The following is a 16,464-nucleotide window of genomic DNA, read 5'->3' on the forward strand; positions in this document are numbered from 1 at the left end:
CTAGGGATCGAACAACGGCAGAGGATCGATGAGCGACTGGCTAATCTACATCGCATTGTTCTTCGCCGTTTTCTTTTTCATGGAGGGTACCGCATGGTTCCTCCATAAATATGTTATGCACGGCTTTCTCTGGGTGGTGCACAAGAGCCACCATGAGCCGAGAACCGGCGCGTGGGAGCTTAACGACGCGTTCGGCATCTTCTTCGCCGGCATCGCCATTGCGTTGATCGCGTGGGGTGTGCAGTTCGGCGGTCCAACATGGGCCTGGGTCGTCGGCGCAGGTGTCACGGCTTACGGCTTCGTCTATTTCCTCGCGCATGACGTGCTGGTGCATCACCGCCTCGGCGTAAACATCCATCCAAAAAGCGGCTATCTGCGCCGCCTTTATCAAGCGCATCGGCTGCATCATGCCGTGGATGGCAAAGCCGGTTGCGTGTCGTTCGGGTTCGTCTTCCCGCCATCGCCGGAGCGCCTCAAGAAGAAGCTTCAGGAACTCGCGCCGCTGCGCGCGGCCCAGCGCAACAAGCTGGATGCGAAGCGCTTCACGCCGGACGGCGAGACGCTGCATTGAGAGGGCGCTGCTTTCCGACCAGAACCCGCGAAATAGGGCAAAATCAGCGCGATCAGCGGATGGTCCTCATCCTGTGCATGGGACGTAAATCGCCACGAAGCCCCCATCGTCAGACACCGCGTCTCGCTTCAAAGGCCGGCGCGTCAAAGCGCTGTCAAGCGAACCGCCCCCTTGCCTTCCAGCGGCTGCATCATCGCCGCGATCAGCGGATGGTCCGCAGCTTGTGCGTATACGCCCGCGTAAACTCCGCGTAGCCAGGCGGCCACCGTCTCGGCTGACACCGATTCCTGCCCCTCCAGCCCATCAACTAGCAGCCACATCGGCGGCACCTCGCCCGGTCGACCGAATGGCAGCACATATTTGATGCCTTCGACCCTACGGCAGCCGAACCTTTGATAAAAGCGCAAGCGCCTCCAAGCATCATCGGTGTCGGGCGCATCGGCGTGCGGCGCGTCGACTTCGAGAAGACACGGCGCATCAGGAGCGACTTCGGTGGCGAGGCTGCGCACGGCGTCATAGGTTCGCCCGCCGACGCCGCCCGAACGGATGTTTGAATCTACCGCGAGATATTCGAGAAGCCAGAACGCATCGTCGGGTGCGAAATAGCAGATGGCGAACGCGATCACGCGCCGGTCGTCGAGCGCCACGAGAAGCCGACGGCTGGAATCGCCAAGCATCTCGCGCACCATCCATTCGGGCTTCTGCTCCGCGCGCGCGATGGAGGCCCGATAGATCGCAATGAGTTGTTCAAGGCGATCTTCGTCGCCGCGAGCGAGGACGGCAAATTCCATGGTCTAACCTTGATGCTGATTGTGCATGGGTTTCACCGCGCGGCGCAAATGCAGCGGTGCCGCAAGGTCGCTTCCCGCTGCTACGCGCGCCCTTCTCGATTGCGGCCCGCAAGCAAGCATGACGCGGTCTTTTCGAGACCGCAACGCTCAGGGATCGTGGACAACCGTGAAGGGACGCGCCTGCAATTCACGGCATACGGCTGCGCACATACGAAAGGGCGAAGTTGCCTTCGGCCGAGCATGATAATGAAATTACGTCGCGTGCTATCGCAGAAACGCGAACGGCCGGTTCCGCCGCGTCGGCTTGCCTAGTTCCGGCACCGTCCAAAGGCCGTCACGCGGGGGCGCATAGCCGATCCTGAGCGTCGTATGTGCGCGAACCGCCGCCGTCGCTCCCGAGAGTGCCGCCGCAAGCTTGCGCATCGGCCCCACGATGGCGCGACCGTCCCAGGCGCTTTCGCCCCTGTTAGCAACAAGCCTGCCGATGTCGCGATAGACACGCCGCGCCGCGCCGATGCCAACCGCCGCACCAAGCGGCAAACGCTGCATGCCGAACATGGCCGAGCGATAATACTGGTCCGCCTCACACAAGAGACGCTTCGTCACCTCGTAGACCTGACGACGATATTGCGGATCGGCGACCTTGTCCTCCGGGACGCCCGCCTCGCGAAGCCACTGGCGCGGAAGATAAAGGCGACCGGCCTTCGCGTCTTCCACCACGTCGCGGCAGATGTTTGTGAGCTGGAACGCGATACCGAGATCGGACGCGCGGTTCAGCGTCGGCCGTTCACGCACGCCCATGATCATCGCCATCATCACGCCGACGACGCCCGCGACGTGATAGCAATAGTCCAGCGTGTCTTCGAGGGTTTCGTAAACGCGCTCGTTCACATCCATCTCGAAGCCGCGCAGAAGCTCCATCGGATGGCGCTCGGGTATGTGATGCTTGTGCGCCACGCGACCCAGCGCCACGAAAACGGGCTCGGTCGCCGTTCCGGCAAGCGCGGCGGCCGTGTCGCGGCGTAGCCCTTCGAGGCGCTCCTGCGGCGATTTTTCGCTACCCGTCTCCCGGTTGAAACCAAGGATCTGGTCGTCGATCACGTCGTCGCAGTGTCGGCACCAAGCATAAAGCATCATCGAGTCGTAACGCGCGTCGCGCGGCAAGAGCTTCGCCGCCATGGCAAAGCTCTTGGAACCTTTCTCGATAAGCTCGTGGCTGAGTGCGATGATGGGGTCCATATTTTCAGCTCGGTTAGCTTGGCGATGATACAGGCTGAGGGATCGGGTTAACTCGGGTTTCCCCCATAACCCTTACAGCTTTATGAATAGGCACAGGCGGCCAGCCTATAAGAATCCGGCCCTGATCCGCAAGAGTCAGGCTTGAGCTGTAGAAGCGCTCGATGAGCGGCTCGTGCAGATCGTAGAAGCGTTGCAGCACGCGGTACCGCGTCTCGGGCTTCGCGGCCCAGAACAGCATGCGGTTCAGGAGGCGGAAAAACCGCTGCTCCCTCCAGTGCTGGTGCGCCCATTTATGGGTGAGGCGATGAAGCGACTCGCTCGTCAGATGATCCATAGAGGCGATAGCATCGGCGCAACGCACCGCAAAGGGGAAGGAATAGCTCGTCGTGTGATGAAAAAAGCCGCCGCGCAAGCCTAGCGCCGGCACGCCATCGGCGTTCCGTTCAAGGATATCGCTCACGTCGCCGCCAAGCACGATCGGCAGCACGCCACGCTCTTCGCGCTCGATCTCAGCAATCTGCCAGCCGCGTTCGCGCGCATAGTCGAGGCAAAGCTCGCGGTGCGTGTGCGCGTCGATGGCCGGGTTGTCGCTGTAATATGTGTCTTCGATCAGCATGGTGTCGTCCGTGAAAGGCAGGGTATACACGAAACGATATCCGTCACGCTGGCGAACCGTCGCATCCATGATAATGGGATAGGGTTGTCCGTGCGGCCGTTCGAAGCGGACGACCAATCCCAGAAACTTCTGATAGCCGATGGTCAGGTTATCCACGCGTCCGATGCCCCGCGCATCGATCACGCAGCGGGCGCGCAATAACTCGCCGCCCGAGAGCACGACCTGATGCGGCGATACGCTCAGAACACGGGTCGAAAACCGCACACTGTCTTTAAGAGCCGGAAGGGCCGCGTCATGCAGCGTTTCGGAGAAAATGGAGTTATAGCCGGATTTCAGCATGCGCGTGTGTTTGGGGAAGCGCACCTGCTGCTCGGACCAAGAATGTGCGACAAAGGGCGCAATCCACGCCCATGCGTCCTCTGATATATCGGTAGTGTGGAAGGACCACGTGTGGTTCCCCCCGAATTTTTCGTCGGCTTCTAGAACGAGGACGGATAGCTCCGGCTTGACTTGGCGGAGACGATAGGCTGCGAGCGTGGCTGCAAGGCCACCGCCAGCGAAGATCACGTCGAAATCTCGGTCGCTCATACGGGGGCTCTTGTCCTCAGAATTGACGTATGTCAACGGCGCTGCCCGTATAAGGTTTCCCGGAAACCTGTTTTAAATCCAGTTCGGTCGTTTGACTTTTTCGTGTTTGAGCTTTGTCAGGCCCGAGCTTGCGACAGAATCCGATCTCGGTCAGTATTGTTCCCTTTGATTTCACACCGCAGCACACACGCAGTTTTGCGCTTGCCTCGCCCCATCCGAAGCGCTATCTCTGCCCGATGGTGGCTTTCAGCCGCCTTTTTTGCATGCCCGTGACGGCTAAAGCGCCGTCTGTCGGCAGGGAAACCTGCAAAGGAAGGGCCTGCTCCAACATTCATCCTCATTCTGGAGCACAGACATGACGAAGCGCGCTTCCGCGAAACATAAAATCGACCGCCGTCTTGGCGAAAATCTTTGGGGCCGCCCGAAAAGCCCGCTCAACAAGCGCGAATACGGCCCCGGCCAGCACGGTCAGCGCCGCCGCGGCAAAACGTCGGACTTCGGCACGCAGCTCAAGGCGAAGCAGAAGCTCAAGGGCTATTACGGCAACATCACCGAGCGGCAGTTCCGCCTGATCTATGCCGAAGCGACGCGCCTTCGCGGCGACACCTCGGAGAACCTGATCGGCCTTCTCGAACGCCGCCTCGACGCGGTCGTCTATCGCGCGAAGTTCGTCGCGACGCCGTTCGCCGCCCGCCAGTTCATCAGCCACGGCCACATCTCCGTCAACGGCCGCCGCGTCAACATCCCGAGCTATCGCTGCCGCGCGGGCGACGTGATCGAAGTGCGCGAAAAGGCGAAGCCCCTCGCGTTCGTTCTTGAGGCGACGCAGAGCGCCGAGCGCGACGTGCCGGACTATCTCGAAGTCGACCACGGCAAGCTGACGGCGCGCCTTTCGCGCATTCCGCAACTGTCGGATGTTCCTTATCCGGTGGTGATGGAGCCGAATCTGGTCGTCGAATTCTACTCACGGTAAGTTTCGTTTCCAGGGAAGCCGGGCGGGAAGCGTGATTTTTGCGAATGCGATAACGCCATTCGGATCAATCACCTCCCGGCTTGTTTCCCTTTGTCGAATGCGCTATCGAGGCGCTTCAAAGGACAAGCCGCGCGGCTCGGCTTCGGAGAAGTTCCATGACTTACGTTGTGCTGGATGCCTGCATCAAGTGCAAGTTCACCGATTGCGTTGAGGTGTGCCCCGTCGATTGCTTCTACGAGGGCGCGAACATGCTGGTGATCAGCCCGGACGAATGCATCGATTGCGGCGTCTGTGAACCGGAATGCCCGGTGGATGCGATCAAGCCCGATACCGAGCCGGGCCTTGAGAAGTTCCTCGAAGTGAACCGCGAGTACGCCGCGCTTTGGCCGAACATAACCGTCAAGAAGCCGCCGCTGCCGGACTACGAGAAGTTTCAGCAGGAAGCCGAGAAGTTCGAAAAATATTTTTCGCCCGATCCCGGCGAAGGCGACTCGGAATAACGGGCGACCGTTTTCCGCCACCGCCACTTCCTTGCCGAGCACGAGACGTTTCAACGAACGCCGAGGTTCGCGTGCGCTAGTGTCGCGCGAACCTTCATGCGCGGGCGGCCAGTTGAAGCCGATCCCGGCGACTGGATCACTCCTGACTTGCCTCATCCTCGGCCGGCTCTTCTTCCTCAAGCACACAGAACGAGTTGTCGCTTTCCCGCGCCGCGCGCACCCGCAGCCTATTGGCGAGCGCCGCCACGCGTGGGCCCGGCTTGCCCGCATTGCGGCGCTTCGGATTCGGTAGTGCTGCGGCGAGTTGCGCGGCCTGCTGCATGGTCAGATCTTCCGCCGAGATTTTGAAATGATGCCGCGCCGCCGCCTGCGCGCCATAGACGCCGGGCGCCCATTCAACGATGTTGAGGTAAATTTCCATCACCCGCCGCTTGCCGAGCACCGCGTCCATGAAGCTCGCGAGCGGAATTTCGAACGGCTTCCGAAGCCACGCCGGATCGCTCCAGAGGAAGAGATTCTTCGCCGTCTGCATGGTGATGGTGCTGCCGCCGCCCTTCGGCTTCCCGGCTTTCACCGCGTCGACCGCCTTGTCGAGCGCCTGCCAATCGACGCCATGATGCTGGCAGAAGCGGCCATCCTCGGACACGATCACCTGCGCGATGAGGTTCGGCGAAATCTCGTCGAGGTCGCGCCACTCATGCGCGACGGGCCGTCCCAGCAGCGCCTGCCTCGCCATCAGCGCCGACAACGGCGGATTGACAACCGCGTAGACGAGCGTCAGCACATATGGCGCGAGGAGAAACACGCCGAGCGCAATGAGAACGATGCGCAGGGCACGGCCGCGCCAGCCGCGTTCCCGCCCGTTATGCGGGCGCGTCGCCTCGGCCAGTCGCTCGAAGGTCTTTGGCGCTAAATCCGTCATGACGCAGCTCGCAAATCGGGCTTGAGGATCATACTCATCTGGTCCATGGTGCGCCCGCAGAAATACCCGGCATCCAACAATAAATCCCCATCCTGTCATGACCTTTACAGAACGCCTCGAAGACCATGCAAGCCGTGTCGAACGCCATCTCGATGAATGGCTTTCCACAGATAAACTCGGCGCGGTGCCGGACAGGCTGCTCGACGCCATGCGCTACGGGACGCTTGGCGGCGGTAAACGGTTTCGCCCGTTTCTCGTCATCGAGAGCGCAGCGTTGTTCGGAGTGCCGGTCGAAAAGGCGCTGAACGCGGGCTCCGCGCTCGAATGCATCCATTGCTACTCGCTCGTGCATGACGACCTGCCTGCCATGGACAATGACGACCTGCGGCGTGGGCGGCCGACCGTTCACAAGGCCTTCGACGACGCAACGGCGATCCTCGCGGGCGATACGCTGCTCACGGTCGCCTTTGAAATCATAGCGCACGAATCGACGCATCCGAACCCGGCGGTTCGCGCGGCGCTCGGCCTCGAACTGGCGCGCGCCAGCGGCGGAGCCGGGATGGCGGGCGGCCAGATGCTCGACCTCATGGCGCCCGGCAAGACGCTCGGCGAAGCTGACATCCGCACGCTTCAGGCAATGAAGACCGGCGCACTCATCACATACGGTTGCGTTGCGGGCGGCATTCTCGGCGAAGCGAGCAAGGCAGAACTTGCCGCGCTCAAGACCTATGGCGATGCGCTCGGCGCTGCCTTCCAACTCGCGGACGACCTGCTTGACGCCGAAGGCGATGCCTCCGTCGTTGGCAAGGCGACCGGCAAGGATCAGGAAGCGGGCAAGGGTACGCTCGTTTCGCTGCTCGGTCTCGAAGCCGCACACGCGAAGCTTCAGAATCTGAAGGCGGAAGCGCTGGGCGCGCTGGCGCCATTCAAGGGGCGGGACGCGATGCTCGTGGGCGCGGCGGAATTCGTGGTCGCGCGCAAATTCTGAGGCGAAACGGCACCGGGCGCGAGCCCGCTCCGCGCGTCGCGGAAGGCGGCTCGTCCGGCCGTTGCCAGTCCTGCTCACGCAACCTTGAAGCGGTACCGAGGCGAAATCTTTCCGACGCTTCAGAAAAAATGTAGACTCGCTCACTGTAGGGTTGCATGATCTAAAAACCGAGTGACAAGCTCAAGTATTTTTCGGCGCCCGAGCGCCGAACGCTTGCACCGAGAGTGAGTGGGAGCCAGCGTAATATGGTGGAGCAACGAGCCCTTGCGGGCACGCGCGTTCTGATTGTCGAGGACGACGCTTTATCTGCCCATGTGGCGCAAGAGATGCTGGCGGAGCTTGGCTGTAGTGTCACGGGGGTGGCTGCTTCCGTGGATCAGGCTCTCCACGAGATCAACAACGAGAAGCAGCTCGACTGCGTCATGCTTGACGTTCGTCTCGGCCGTGAACTGTCAAGCGACATCGCGACCTATCTGCTGCAACAGAACTTGCCGTTCATTATTTGCAGCGGTTACGACATCAAGCTGCCCGGCATGAATATCCCGGTGGTGGACAAGCCCTATACGGTCGCCGCGCTCGCGAAAGCGCTCAGCCTGGCGATGACGCAAAAGGCGCTTTAATTCGCGCTTCCCTCTGGGCTTCTCGCTTAATTCTATTCAGGCTAACGGCGCGGTCTTCTTCGCGCCGAGCGCCATGGCGAGGACGCGTTCCAACTCAAGGGAGCGGAACGGCTTTGAAAGACGCGGCAGAGCATCCATCTCAGCGTCTCCCTCTTCAGCGAACCCCGTAATCAGCACGGCGGGCAAGTCCGGCCGCATGTCGCGCGCGCGACGCACGAGTTCGCTTCCGAGCATCCCCGGCATGCGTTGATCCGTGATGAGCACGTCGCAGCGGCAGCCCTCTGCCAGGAGGTGCAGCGCGCATGGGCCGCTCTCCGCCTGAATGACCGTATGGCCCAAAGCCTCAAGCATTGCAGCCGCACCATCGCGCACGAAGTTGTTGTCGTCGGTGAGAAGAACGACAAGCGGCTCGCTACCCGCCGGTTCCGGTGCGGGGGCCGCGTCCGCCACCGTCTCAGCCTCCGCTATCGGAAGCCACAGCGTCGCGCGCGTGCCCCGGCCGGGCTCGCTCTCAAGGTCGAGCTTCCCTCCGGACTGCGCGGCAAGACCGTGGATCATCGAAAGGCCGAGGCCGGTTCCCTTGCCGATCCCCTTGGTCGAATAGAAAGGCTCTACCGCGCGCGCCAGCATTTCCCGCGTCATCCCGATGCCGGTATCCTCGAAGGCAAGCGCGATGTAACCTCCGGGCGCAAGGTCCGAGGCCGCCCCCTCCTCGATCGTCTCCGCCGAGGCTGAAATCGTGATCGTGCCGCCGTCCGGCATCGCGTCGCCCCCGTTCACCGCGAGGTTCAGGAGCGCAACCTCGAATTGGCTCGGGTCAACACGGGCTCGGGGCAGGCCATCGGGGATTTCGACGCGAACGACGATCCGCGAGCCGAGCGCGCGCGCGATCAGATCGCGCAGCCCAAGGATGAGGCCCTTGAGATCGACGGCGCGCGTGTCGAGATGCTGACGCCGCGCGAAAGCAAGCAGCCGCTGAACGAGAACGCGAGCGCTTTCCGCCGAAAGCATCGCATTGGAGATCAGCGCATGCAGCCGCTCGTCCGGGGCGATCCGTCGCTGGAGAAGCTCGAACGCACCCATGATGGGCGTCAGCAGGTTGTTGAAGTCGTGCGCGATCCCGCCTGTGATCTGGCCTACGGCTTCGAGACGTTGGCTTTGCAGGAGCGCCTCGTGGGCCTTACGGCGCGTCGTTATGTCGGCGGCCTCCGAGACGACGGAGACGACTTGTCCACGTGAACCGCAGATCGGCCGCATGGTGAAGTCGAACCAGCGCGGACCGCCCGGAAGGGTGAGGAGGATTTCGCGCCGAACCGTCTCGCCTGTCACCACTTCCGCGAAGGAGGACCGGATGAAGTCCGGCATCCCCGGCGTGTCGGAAAACCACGGCGTGTCCCAGAATGGCTGCCCTACGACGACATCGGCCGTATCCGCGCCGATGGCGGCAAGCGAGGTCGGATTGGCGTCGAGGAGTGTGCCGTCGAGCGCCGAGATGCACTTCGCATGATAGCTTGTGTGAAAGATGGCCCGCATGCGAGCCTCGGAGCGCTCCAACGCCTCCGCGCCTTCCTTCTCGGCTGTGACATCGCGACCGTTCGCGTAGATGAGATCGCCATCGGGCGCGATCAGCCAGGACGTCCAGCGATAGGTTCCGTTCTTGTGCCGGAAGCGAACCTCGACCCCTTTGGAGCCGCCGCGCGCAAAAAAAGCCGCGCCGGTCGCAGCCGACTTGTCGTCCGGGTGCAAAAAGTCGCAGTAGGACTTGCCGATGACCTCCTCGGGCGGCCAGCCGAGAACGGCGGTCCACGCCGGATTTGCCGCCCGGAACACGCCTTCGCTGTCGGTAATGAGGAGCATGTCGCGGGCGTTATTCCAGGTCCGCTCGCGCGCCTCGTCCGCAGCTTGCGCGCGCTGCTTCAAATTCGCCGAAAGATCGAGCCAAGCGCGTTCGGCGGCGCGCTGCTCGGTGATATCGGTGTGAATGCCGACCCACTCGGACACCTCGCCGGCCTCATCGAAAACGGGAAGCGCCCGGACGGAATAGCGCCGGCATTGACCGTCTAGGCGCCGGATCCGATGCTCAAAAACGTACATGCTCTTGGTCGAAACCGCCGCCTTCCAGGCGTCGAGCGTCGGTTGCACATCGTCGGGATGAAGCACGGCCTTCCAGCCGAACCCCTGATACTCATCGAAGCGCTGGCCGGTCAATGCAGCCCATCCCGGCTGCTCGCCCCACATTTCGCCTGCCGCGTTGTTAGTCCACATCACGCCTCGCACGGCATCGACGACGGCGCGGCACCGACGATCCTCCGCCTCGGTTCCGGGAGCCTCCGCGCGGACGATGACATGAATGCAAACGAGTTCCTTGCCGCGCAGAACAGGCGTCAGCGTTGCAATCACCGGAACAGTGCAGCCGTCTGCGCTCACAAGATGCGTTCGCGTTTCGAGCCCCTGCTCGCCTAGGTCGTCAAGCTTGCCCGGCTCCGCCAACTCTCCCGTGGCGACATCGCAAAGGCGCAAACGCAGGAGATCCGTCTCCCGGCGGCCGGTTAAAACGCAGAACCGCTCGTTCGCGCTCAGGAAATGCCCATGGGCGTCGAGGGTCGCGAAGGCCGCCGCGCCCGCAGTGGGCGGCTGGCAGCCTGCGAGATCCTTGAGCCGGTCACTCGACTCTCTCGTCATATCACGACCAACGGAGGGGTTTCCTGCGATTAGCACGGGGCAAAAGCTCGAAGGGCTCAGAACGAGGGCAAGGTGCGGCAAAAGATAGGCAAAGCTCATGCCCATTCCAATTAACGTGAACGGATGGCGCGGAGCGAAGTTCCGGCCCGATGTCCGACATGGGCGAGGAAGCGCAAGCTCCACGCATGTTCACGCTTGCGCCCCGCTTTGCGGATCGCGTCCTTGCAAATGTTCTGCGTCAAATTGCCCGATGCGCCGCCAAATCCGCAAGCCAGCCCAAACGCTCGCGCGTCCGCCCGATCAACCCCGGCGCGGACGGTGCCGTCCGCGCGCCTCAAGCCGGTCAATAACCCAGCGGCCGAGCATCCGTCACGAAGGGATGGTATTGATAGAGCCACGTCTCGCTCAGCACCTTGTCGTTCGCGCGCAGATAAAGACGCAGTTCGACCGGCTCCCGGCCCTCGACGCTGAGGTCGAAATGCGCGCGCCAGTGCCCGGGCACATCGTCCGGCACGGCCTCCGCGACCATTGAGCGGACATTGCCGCGCGAGGCCCAGACCACGACCTCCGGCTTCACGCCGCTCGGCAGTTCCTTGAGCGGGCCGCCGAGGAATTCGACCGTGAACTTGCGCACGCCGTACGGCCGGATCGTTCCGGGTTCGCCGCCACGGCCGAACCGCGTCGCCACACAGCGGGCGAGCGGCGTCGGATAGGGCTCGTCGGCGAGCCAGTGAACCCTGTAGGCGAGGTCGATGCGGTCGCCGGGTTCGGGCCGCTTTTCCGGGTTCCAGTAGACGACAATGTTATCGTTGATCTCGTCGTCGGTCGGGATTTCGACCAGTTGCACTGTGCCCTTGCCCCAGCCGGTACCTCTCGGCTCGACCCAGGTCGACGGGCGCTTTTCGTAGCCCACGCCGTCCTGATAATGGTCGAAGGCGCGGTCGCGCTGAAGCAGGCCGAAGCCGCGCGGATGCTCGTCGGCGAAGCTCGAAATCGTAATGTGCTCGGGGTTGTTGAGCGGACGCCAGATGCGCTCGCCCTGGCCTGTCGCAAGCGAAAGCCCGTCGGAATCGTGCACCTCGGGCCGCCAGTCGATCCCGGCCGGCTTCGCCTTTTCGCCGTACCAGAACATCGATGTGAGCGGTGCAAGGCCCAGCCGCTCGACGGCCTCGCGGAAGAACAGCGTCAGTTCGATATCCATCACGACGCCGCTCGTGCGATGCAGGTCGAACTTGTATGCGCCGGACACGCTCGGGCTGTTGAGCAGGGCGTAAACCGTGACGGTGCGCGAGGCGGGCGGCGCCGGCATGAACCAGAAGGAAACGAAATCCGGGAACTCTTCGTGCCCCGAGCCGCCGGGTGACAGCGCGATGCCGCGCGCCGACATGCCCACCTGTCCGAGTTCGCCCTTCGCACGGAAATAGGACGCGCCGAGGAACGTCACCCACGGCTCGGCCTTCTTCCAGTCTTCCTTGCCGTCGCGCGGCTCCATCACCCAAAAGCCCGCCAGGGATGACGGCTCCGGCGCGAGACGCGCGGCGGGGCTGTCCGGTGCGATGGTGAAATAGGCCGGATCGTAGAGGATCTCGCGCGAGACGGCGCCGCCCGCGTTCTGTTCGAGCGCGTGCATGCGCACTGTCTTCGGGAAGTAATAGCCCACATGCTGGAACGTGATCGGGAAGGCAGCGTCGTGGCCGTCGCCGTAGAGCGCGTATTCGTGTCTGTATTTGAGCTTGCCGTGCGCGTCGTAGTCGATGGCGGCGACGGTCGCGGGATCGGGGCGAGGCGACGGCGCGTAGGGCGCTTTCGACAGAGCTTCCGCGTGCGCCTTCAGCCAGTCGAAGGAAAACGGCTGCGGATCGCCGAAACGAAGGCTAGGCGCAGGCGTGCCGGCAAACGCGGGAAGCGCTGCGGCCGCCTGAGCCGCCAGCGCGAGTTTCATGAAACTGCGGCGATCGAGCATGGAAAAAAGTGCCCCTCGTGAAATCCTCGGACGCGGGTCAGCCAGCCCGCCTTGTGGCGATGTCTCTAGCGGGGCTTTTGGGAAATGGGAAGGCGCAATTTGCGATCAGGTTGTATGCGGGCGCGCCTTGGCGTTACGGGCGGTGGCGGCCAACATGAGCGGAGCAACCCGCACGCCGTTTCGGGCGGCTCTCCGCAAGACCGAGGCTTCACAATGCGACGCGCTTACCGCAAACGGATCTGCGTGCGGTCGGATCGGCCCTCTGCGTCGACAACGGTGATCTGTACGAACCCCGGCCCGCGCGGTTTAAGAAAGGCATCGCGGCGATGGGGCGACGAGGCGAGCGGGTTGCCATCCACGAGCCAGGTCAGCGGCAATGCGCCGCCCTCGGCCTTCAGCGCCACCGGCAGGGCTTCCGCCTCGCCGTCTGCGCCCTCCGTTTTCGCGAGTTCCACCTCCGCGTTCGGCGGCGGAAACGCGATGTGAAGCGCCTGTTCGACTGTCGCGCCCGAACCCTCATGCCTCTGCTCGCGGAAGACCCGGAGCGGCGGCGGCAGATCTGCGTTTCTGCGTGACCCCATGAGGTTCGGCGGCGGCGAGCCGAAAGCCACCCGGCGCGGGCCGATGGCGGCGAACAGTTCGAACATCACAGGAGCCGCGACGCGCAAGCCAACAAGCCCGGGCGCGGCACTGGCATCCGCCCGCCCCGCCCATACCGCCACCGTGCATTCGCCGTCGTAGCCCGCCGCCCAAGCGTCTCGAAAGCCGTATGAGGTGCCGGTCTTGAACGCCACCTGCCCCGGCGTGACATTGGGCGGCACGGGCGCGCCGCGCAGGATGTCCGTGACATACCAGACCGCCGCGGGCTGAAGCAGCGCCGGCGGCTCGCTCGCGCCCCAGACGGGGCCGCCCTCTTTCTCGTAGCGGATCGGAACCAAGGTCCCGCCACGACCAAGCGCGGCATAGAGCGTCGTCAGATTTTCGAGCGTAAGCCCAGCGCCGCCGAGCGCGACCGTCAAATTGCGGGGCATCGCAAAGGGCATGCCCACTTCGCGAAACCGCGCCGCGAGCCTGACAGGGCCGACCTCGTTCAGCACCTTCACGGCCGGGATGTTCAGCGAAAGCTGGAGCGCCGTGCGTACCGTGACCGTCCCGTGAAAGATATTGTCGAAGTTCAAAGGCGCATAGGTGTCGAAGCGAACGGGCCGGTCGTCGATCAGCGTTTCGGGATGCGCGATGCCTTCCTCGAAGGCGAGGCCGTAGATGAACGGCTTCAGCGCGGAGCCGGGGGAGCGGATCGCGCCCGTCATGTCGATCGCGCCGAGGCGCTCGCTGTCGAAATAGCCCGCCGAGCCGACATGGGCCAGCACCTCGCCGGTTCGGTTTCTGACGACGAGCGCGGCGACAGAGAGCTTCTCGCCGAAGGCTTCCGCATTTCGCCGCGCAACGGCCTCGGCTTGTTCCTGCAGGGTGCGGTCAATGGTGGTGGCGATGACCGACATGCCGGGATGCTGCGCGATCAGGCGCTCCGAAAGATGCGGCGCCAGCGTGCGAAAGTCGAGGCGTCCACGCGGCGCGACGCTCGCGATAGCTGCCCGCGCATCCGCTACCGCGATAATTCCCGCCGCCGCCGCGCGCCGGATGACGCGATTGCGCCCGGCAACAAGGGAGGCGTAACCGCGATCCGGTCGGCGCGTTTCGGGCGACTGCGGGATCGCGACGAGCAGCGCTGCCTCCGCGATGGAAAGCCGATGCGGCTCCTTGCCAAAATAGGCGAGCGACGCGGCGCGAACGCCTTCGAGATTGCCGCCGTAAGGCGCAAGCTTCAGATAAAGCGCGAGGATTTCATCTTTCGATAGCGCCCATTCGAGGCGTAGCGCGTCGGCGATCTGCTGGAACTTCGCCGGAATGGAGCGCGTAGGCGCGCCGCGCAGCAGCCGCGCGACCTGCATGGTCAGCGTCGAGCCGCCGGAGATCGCCTTGCCGTGGCGCGCGGCCTGAAGCGCGGCGCGGCCGAATGCCATGGGGTCAACGCCGTAATGGGTGTTGAAGCGCTTGTCCTCGAACGTGAAGAGCAAGGAGAGGTAGGTCGGGCTGACATCCTCGCGGCGCGCGTCGAGCCGCCAGCGTCCTTCCGGCGTGGTGAATGCGCGAAGCAAGCGTCCGTCGCGGTCGAGCACGAGGCGGGAGGAGGACGCCGCCGCATTGAGAGGCAGCGGCTCGAACAGCTTCAGCGCATAAGCGGATGCGAAGGCGAGCCCCGCAAACAGGGCCAAGACCAGCCAAACTCTTCTCTTCCGCATCATGGCACGCAACACCATCAATCAAATCACACTCGAAACTCGACCTTCTCTGGCGAGTTCCTTCAAAAGGGAAATAAATGCGGAACCCATCCCGAAGCTTATATAGCCACGCTATCGTTGCAGAATGATGGTTTTTCCCTCAAAAATTGTTCGGGGCGGCGCGACGCCACACCGCCCCTTCGCCGTTACTGCGCGGCGCCGATCTCGACCTTCGCGCCGGACGTGCGGGCGAAGCGATCCGGCCGATACATGTCTTCCACGCGCGCACCGGCATGCGTGTATGCGCCGGGCGTCACCGCGCGCATGACATAGGCCATGGTGAGCTGCGCGGGCAGCTTGCGGCTCGCATCCGTCAGCGAATAGGCCGCCACGAAGCGGTCGTCGCGGAAGGACGAGAAGGCGGGCGTCCATGTCGTGGGGAGCCACGAGAACGCCTTGAGGTCGCTGCCCTTGAGGAGCGCCGGGTTCTCGATGTCGAAGCCAGCGGGTAGCCGATCTTCAACGACGATCTGTCCCGTCTTGGGCTCCACTTCCGTCACCTTCAGCACCACGACGACGCGGTCGTTCTGCTTCAGCCTGTCGAAGGCGATTTCCTTCCCATCGGGCGCGTAGGTCTTGCGCTCGATCTTGAAGCCGCTCTCTGCGGACGGTTCCGCTTCGAGGCCTTCGCCCGTGACAAGCACCGAAGCTGGAACCGTGTCAGGGCCCGCGTTCCTCACCACAAGCCCATCGGCGGCGAACTGCGCGCGCGTCAAGGCCGTCTCGAACTGCGCAGCCGTCGCGTTCGGCAGGATCGCACTGACATTGGTGACGGCGATACGGTCGCCCTTGAAGTCGCTGCCCGCAAGCACCGTCTGGAACGAGCCTTTCACCGGCTGGCCGTTGACTTCGAGCGCTAGATCCTTGTTCTGCGCGTCGAGCGTGCGTGCGGCGAGAAGCAACCACAGGCTTTCCTGCGTGGTCGTCTCTTTTTGCTGCGCGCGAAGCTTCGTCACAATATCGAACGCCTTCTGAAGCTGCGGCGTCGCGGCGTTGCTTTCGCCGAGGAGCGCCAGCACCGCCGCCGCGTCGCGAAGCTCGGTGCCGTAGTCGGTGCGGGACACGAGCGGCGTTTTGGCATCGGGCCTCGCAAGCAGGTTCAGCGCCGAGGCAAAGGTCAGCGTCGCGCGCTCACGGTCGCCCATCATGGCAAGCGCCGCGGCGAGCTGTGCGCGCGCAATCGGCGTCGAGAAGGCGTCGATCTTGGTGTCGGCGTAATACCGCAGATCGCCGAGCACGCCACGACCGGAGCGCGCCAGCACATAGAGCGCATAGGCCAGATCCTCGCCGCCCTTCTTGAAGTCGCCCGCGTTGTTGACCGCGTTCCTGAGCCGGTCGAGTGCGAGGACGTAATTGCCGTCGCGCACCGCGTAGCCCTTTTCCTTCGAGCGGGTCAGGAACTCGGCGACATAGGCGGTCAGCCAGATGTCTTCGCCGCCAGGCCCCCAGAGGCCGAAAGTGCCGTTCGATCCCTGCATTTCGTAGAGGCGCGCGATGGCCTTTTCGATGGCGGCCTTAGCCTTCGGCTCCTTCGAGACGCGGGCGCGCGAGGCGACCTCATCATAATAGAGGAGCGGCAGCGCGCGGCTTGTCGTCTGCTCGGCGCATCCATAGGGGTAGCGGTCGAGGCCGAGGAGCAGGCCCGGCACGTCAAACGAAGCCGTGCGGC

General features: G+C 63.6%; 13 protein-coding genes. 5 read left to right on the top strand and 8 right to left on the bottom strand.

Annotation, left to right across the window (positions count from 1 at the left end; all coding sequences use genetic code 11):
* Positions 1-28 precede the first annotated feature (28 nt).
* Positions 29-571: a sterol desaturase family protein gene (locus T281_RS11160; RefSeq protein ID WP_037238616.1), complete on the top strand. Its 543-nt coding sequence runs from the start codon at positions 29-31 to the stop codon at positions 569-571.
* Positions 572-714: 143 nt separating this feature from the next.
* On the opposite strand, the gene T281_RS11165 is transcribed toward T281_RS11160, so the two are convergent.
* The 3 genes from T281_RS11165 to crtY all read right to left on the bottom strand — a co-directional run bounded on the left by T281_RS11165 (position 715) and on the right by crtY (position 3,805).
* Positions 715-1,362 carry a GNAT family N-acetyltransferase gene (locus tag T281_RS11165; protein WP_037238619.1) on the bottom strand — a complete coding sequence of 216 codons (648 nt, stop codon included), beginning with the start codon at positions 1,360-1,362 and terminating at the stop codon, positions 715-717.
* A gap of 264 nt (positions 1,363-1,626) precedes the next feature.
* Positions 1,627-2,601, bottom strand: coding sequence for a phytoene/squalene synthase family protein (locus T281_RS11170; protein WP_013417847.1), 975 nt, complete (start codon positions 2,599-2,601; stop codon positions 1,627-1,629).
* A gap of 13 nt (positions 2,602-2,614) precedes the next feature.
* Positions 2,615-3,805, bottom strand: coding sequence for a lycopene beta-cyclase CrtY (gene crtY / locus T281_RS11175; protein WP_037238622.1), 1,191 nt, complete (start codon positions 3,803-3,805; stop codon positions 2,615-2,617).
* 355 nt (positions 3,806-4,160) lie between these two features.
* On the opposite strand from crtY, the gene rpsD reads away from it, so the two are divergent.
* Both rpsD and fdxA read left to right on the top strand, forming a co-directional pair.
* Positions 4,161-4,778: a 30S ribosomal protein S4 gene (rpsD, locus tag T281_RS11180; RefSeq protein ID WP_013417845.1), complete on the top strand. Its 618-nt coding sequence runs from the start codon at positions 4,161-4,163 to the stop codon at positions 4,776-4,778.
* A gap of 155 nt (positions 4,779-4,933) precedes the next feature.
* Positions 4,934-5,278: a ferredoxin FdxA gene (fdxA, locus tag T281_RS11185; RefSeq protein WP_013417844.1), complete on the top strand. Its 345-nt coding sequence runs from the start codon at positions 4,934-4,936 to the stop codon at positions 5,276-5,278.
* Positions 5,279-5,414: 136 nt separating this feature from the next.
* On the opposite strand, the gene mtgA is transcribed toward fdxA, so the two are convergent.
* The gene (gene mtgA / locus T281_RS11190; RefSeq protein ID WP_081796742.1) at positions 5,415-6,200 is read right to left on the bottom strand and encodes a monofunctional biosynthetic peptidoglycan transglycosylase; all 786 of its coding nucleotides are present in this window, start codon (positions 6,198-6,200) and stop codon (positions 5,415-5,417) included.
* A 97-nt stretch (positions 6,201-6,297) separates the two neighbouring features.
* Here mtgA and T281_RS11195 point away from each other — a divergent pair, with 97 nt between their 5' ends.
* A complete protein-coding gene (locus T281_RS11195; protein WP_037238626.1) occupies positions 6,298-7,188 on the top strand; it encodes a polyprenyl synthetase family protein in 891 nt (296 codons plus the stop codon).
* 245 nt (positions 7,189-7,433) lie between these two features.
* Positions 7,434-7,808, top strand: coding sequence for a response regulator (locus tag T281_RS11200; RefSeq protein WP_081796743.1), 375 nt, complete (start codon positions 7,434-7,436; stop codon positions 7,806-7,808).
* Positions 7,809-7,844: 36 nt separating this feature from the next.
* Here the strand turns inward: T281_RS11200 and T281_RS11205 are convergent, their stop codons facing one another.
* The 4 genes from T281_RS11205 to T281_RS11225 form a co-directional block, all read right to left on the bottom strand.
* Positions 7,845-10,490, bottom strand: a complete 2,646-nt coding sequence (locus T281_RS11205; RefSeq protein ID WP_052037397.1) for a PAS domain-containing hybrid sensor histidine kinase/response regulator — start codon at positions 10,488-10,490, stop codon at positions 7,845-7,847.
* A 343-nt stretch (positions 10,491-10,833) separates the two neighbouring features.
* Positions 10,834-12,453, bottom strand: coding sequence for an OpgD/OpgG family glucan biosynthesis protein (locus tag T281_RS11215; protein WP_037238636.1), 1,620 nt, complete (start codon positions 12,451-12,453; stop codon positions 10,834-10,836).
* Positions 12,454-12,677: 224 nt separating this feature from the next.
* Entirely contained in the window at positions 12,678-14,729 is a 2,052-nt protein-coding gene (pbpC, locus tag T281_RS11220; protein WP_245269221.1) for a penicillin-binding protein 1C, read from the bottom strand.
* A 212-nt stretch (positions 14,730-14,941) separates the two neighbouring features.
* Positions 14,942-16,464: alpha-2-macroglobulin family protein (locus T281_RS11225; RefSeq protein ID WP_037238650.1), on the bottom strand; the 1,523-nt coding region annotated here is incomplete at its 5' end.

Origin of the sequence: Rhodomicrobium udaipurense JA643 (assembly GCF_000636015.1) — a bacterium.
In the GTDB taxonomy this organism is placed as follows: domain Bacteria; phylum Pseudomonadota; class Alphaproteobacteria; order Rhizobiales; family Rhodomicrobiaceae; genus Rhodomicrobium; species Rhodomicrobium udaipurense.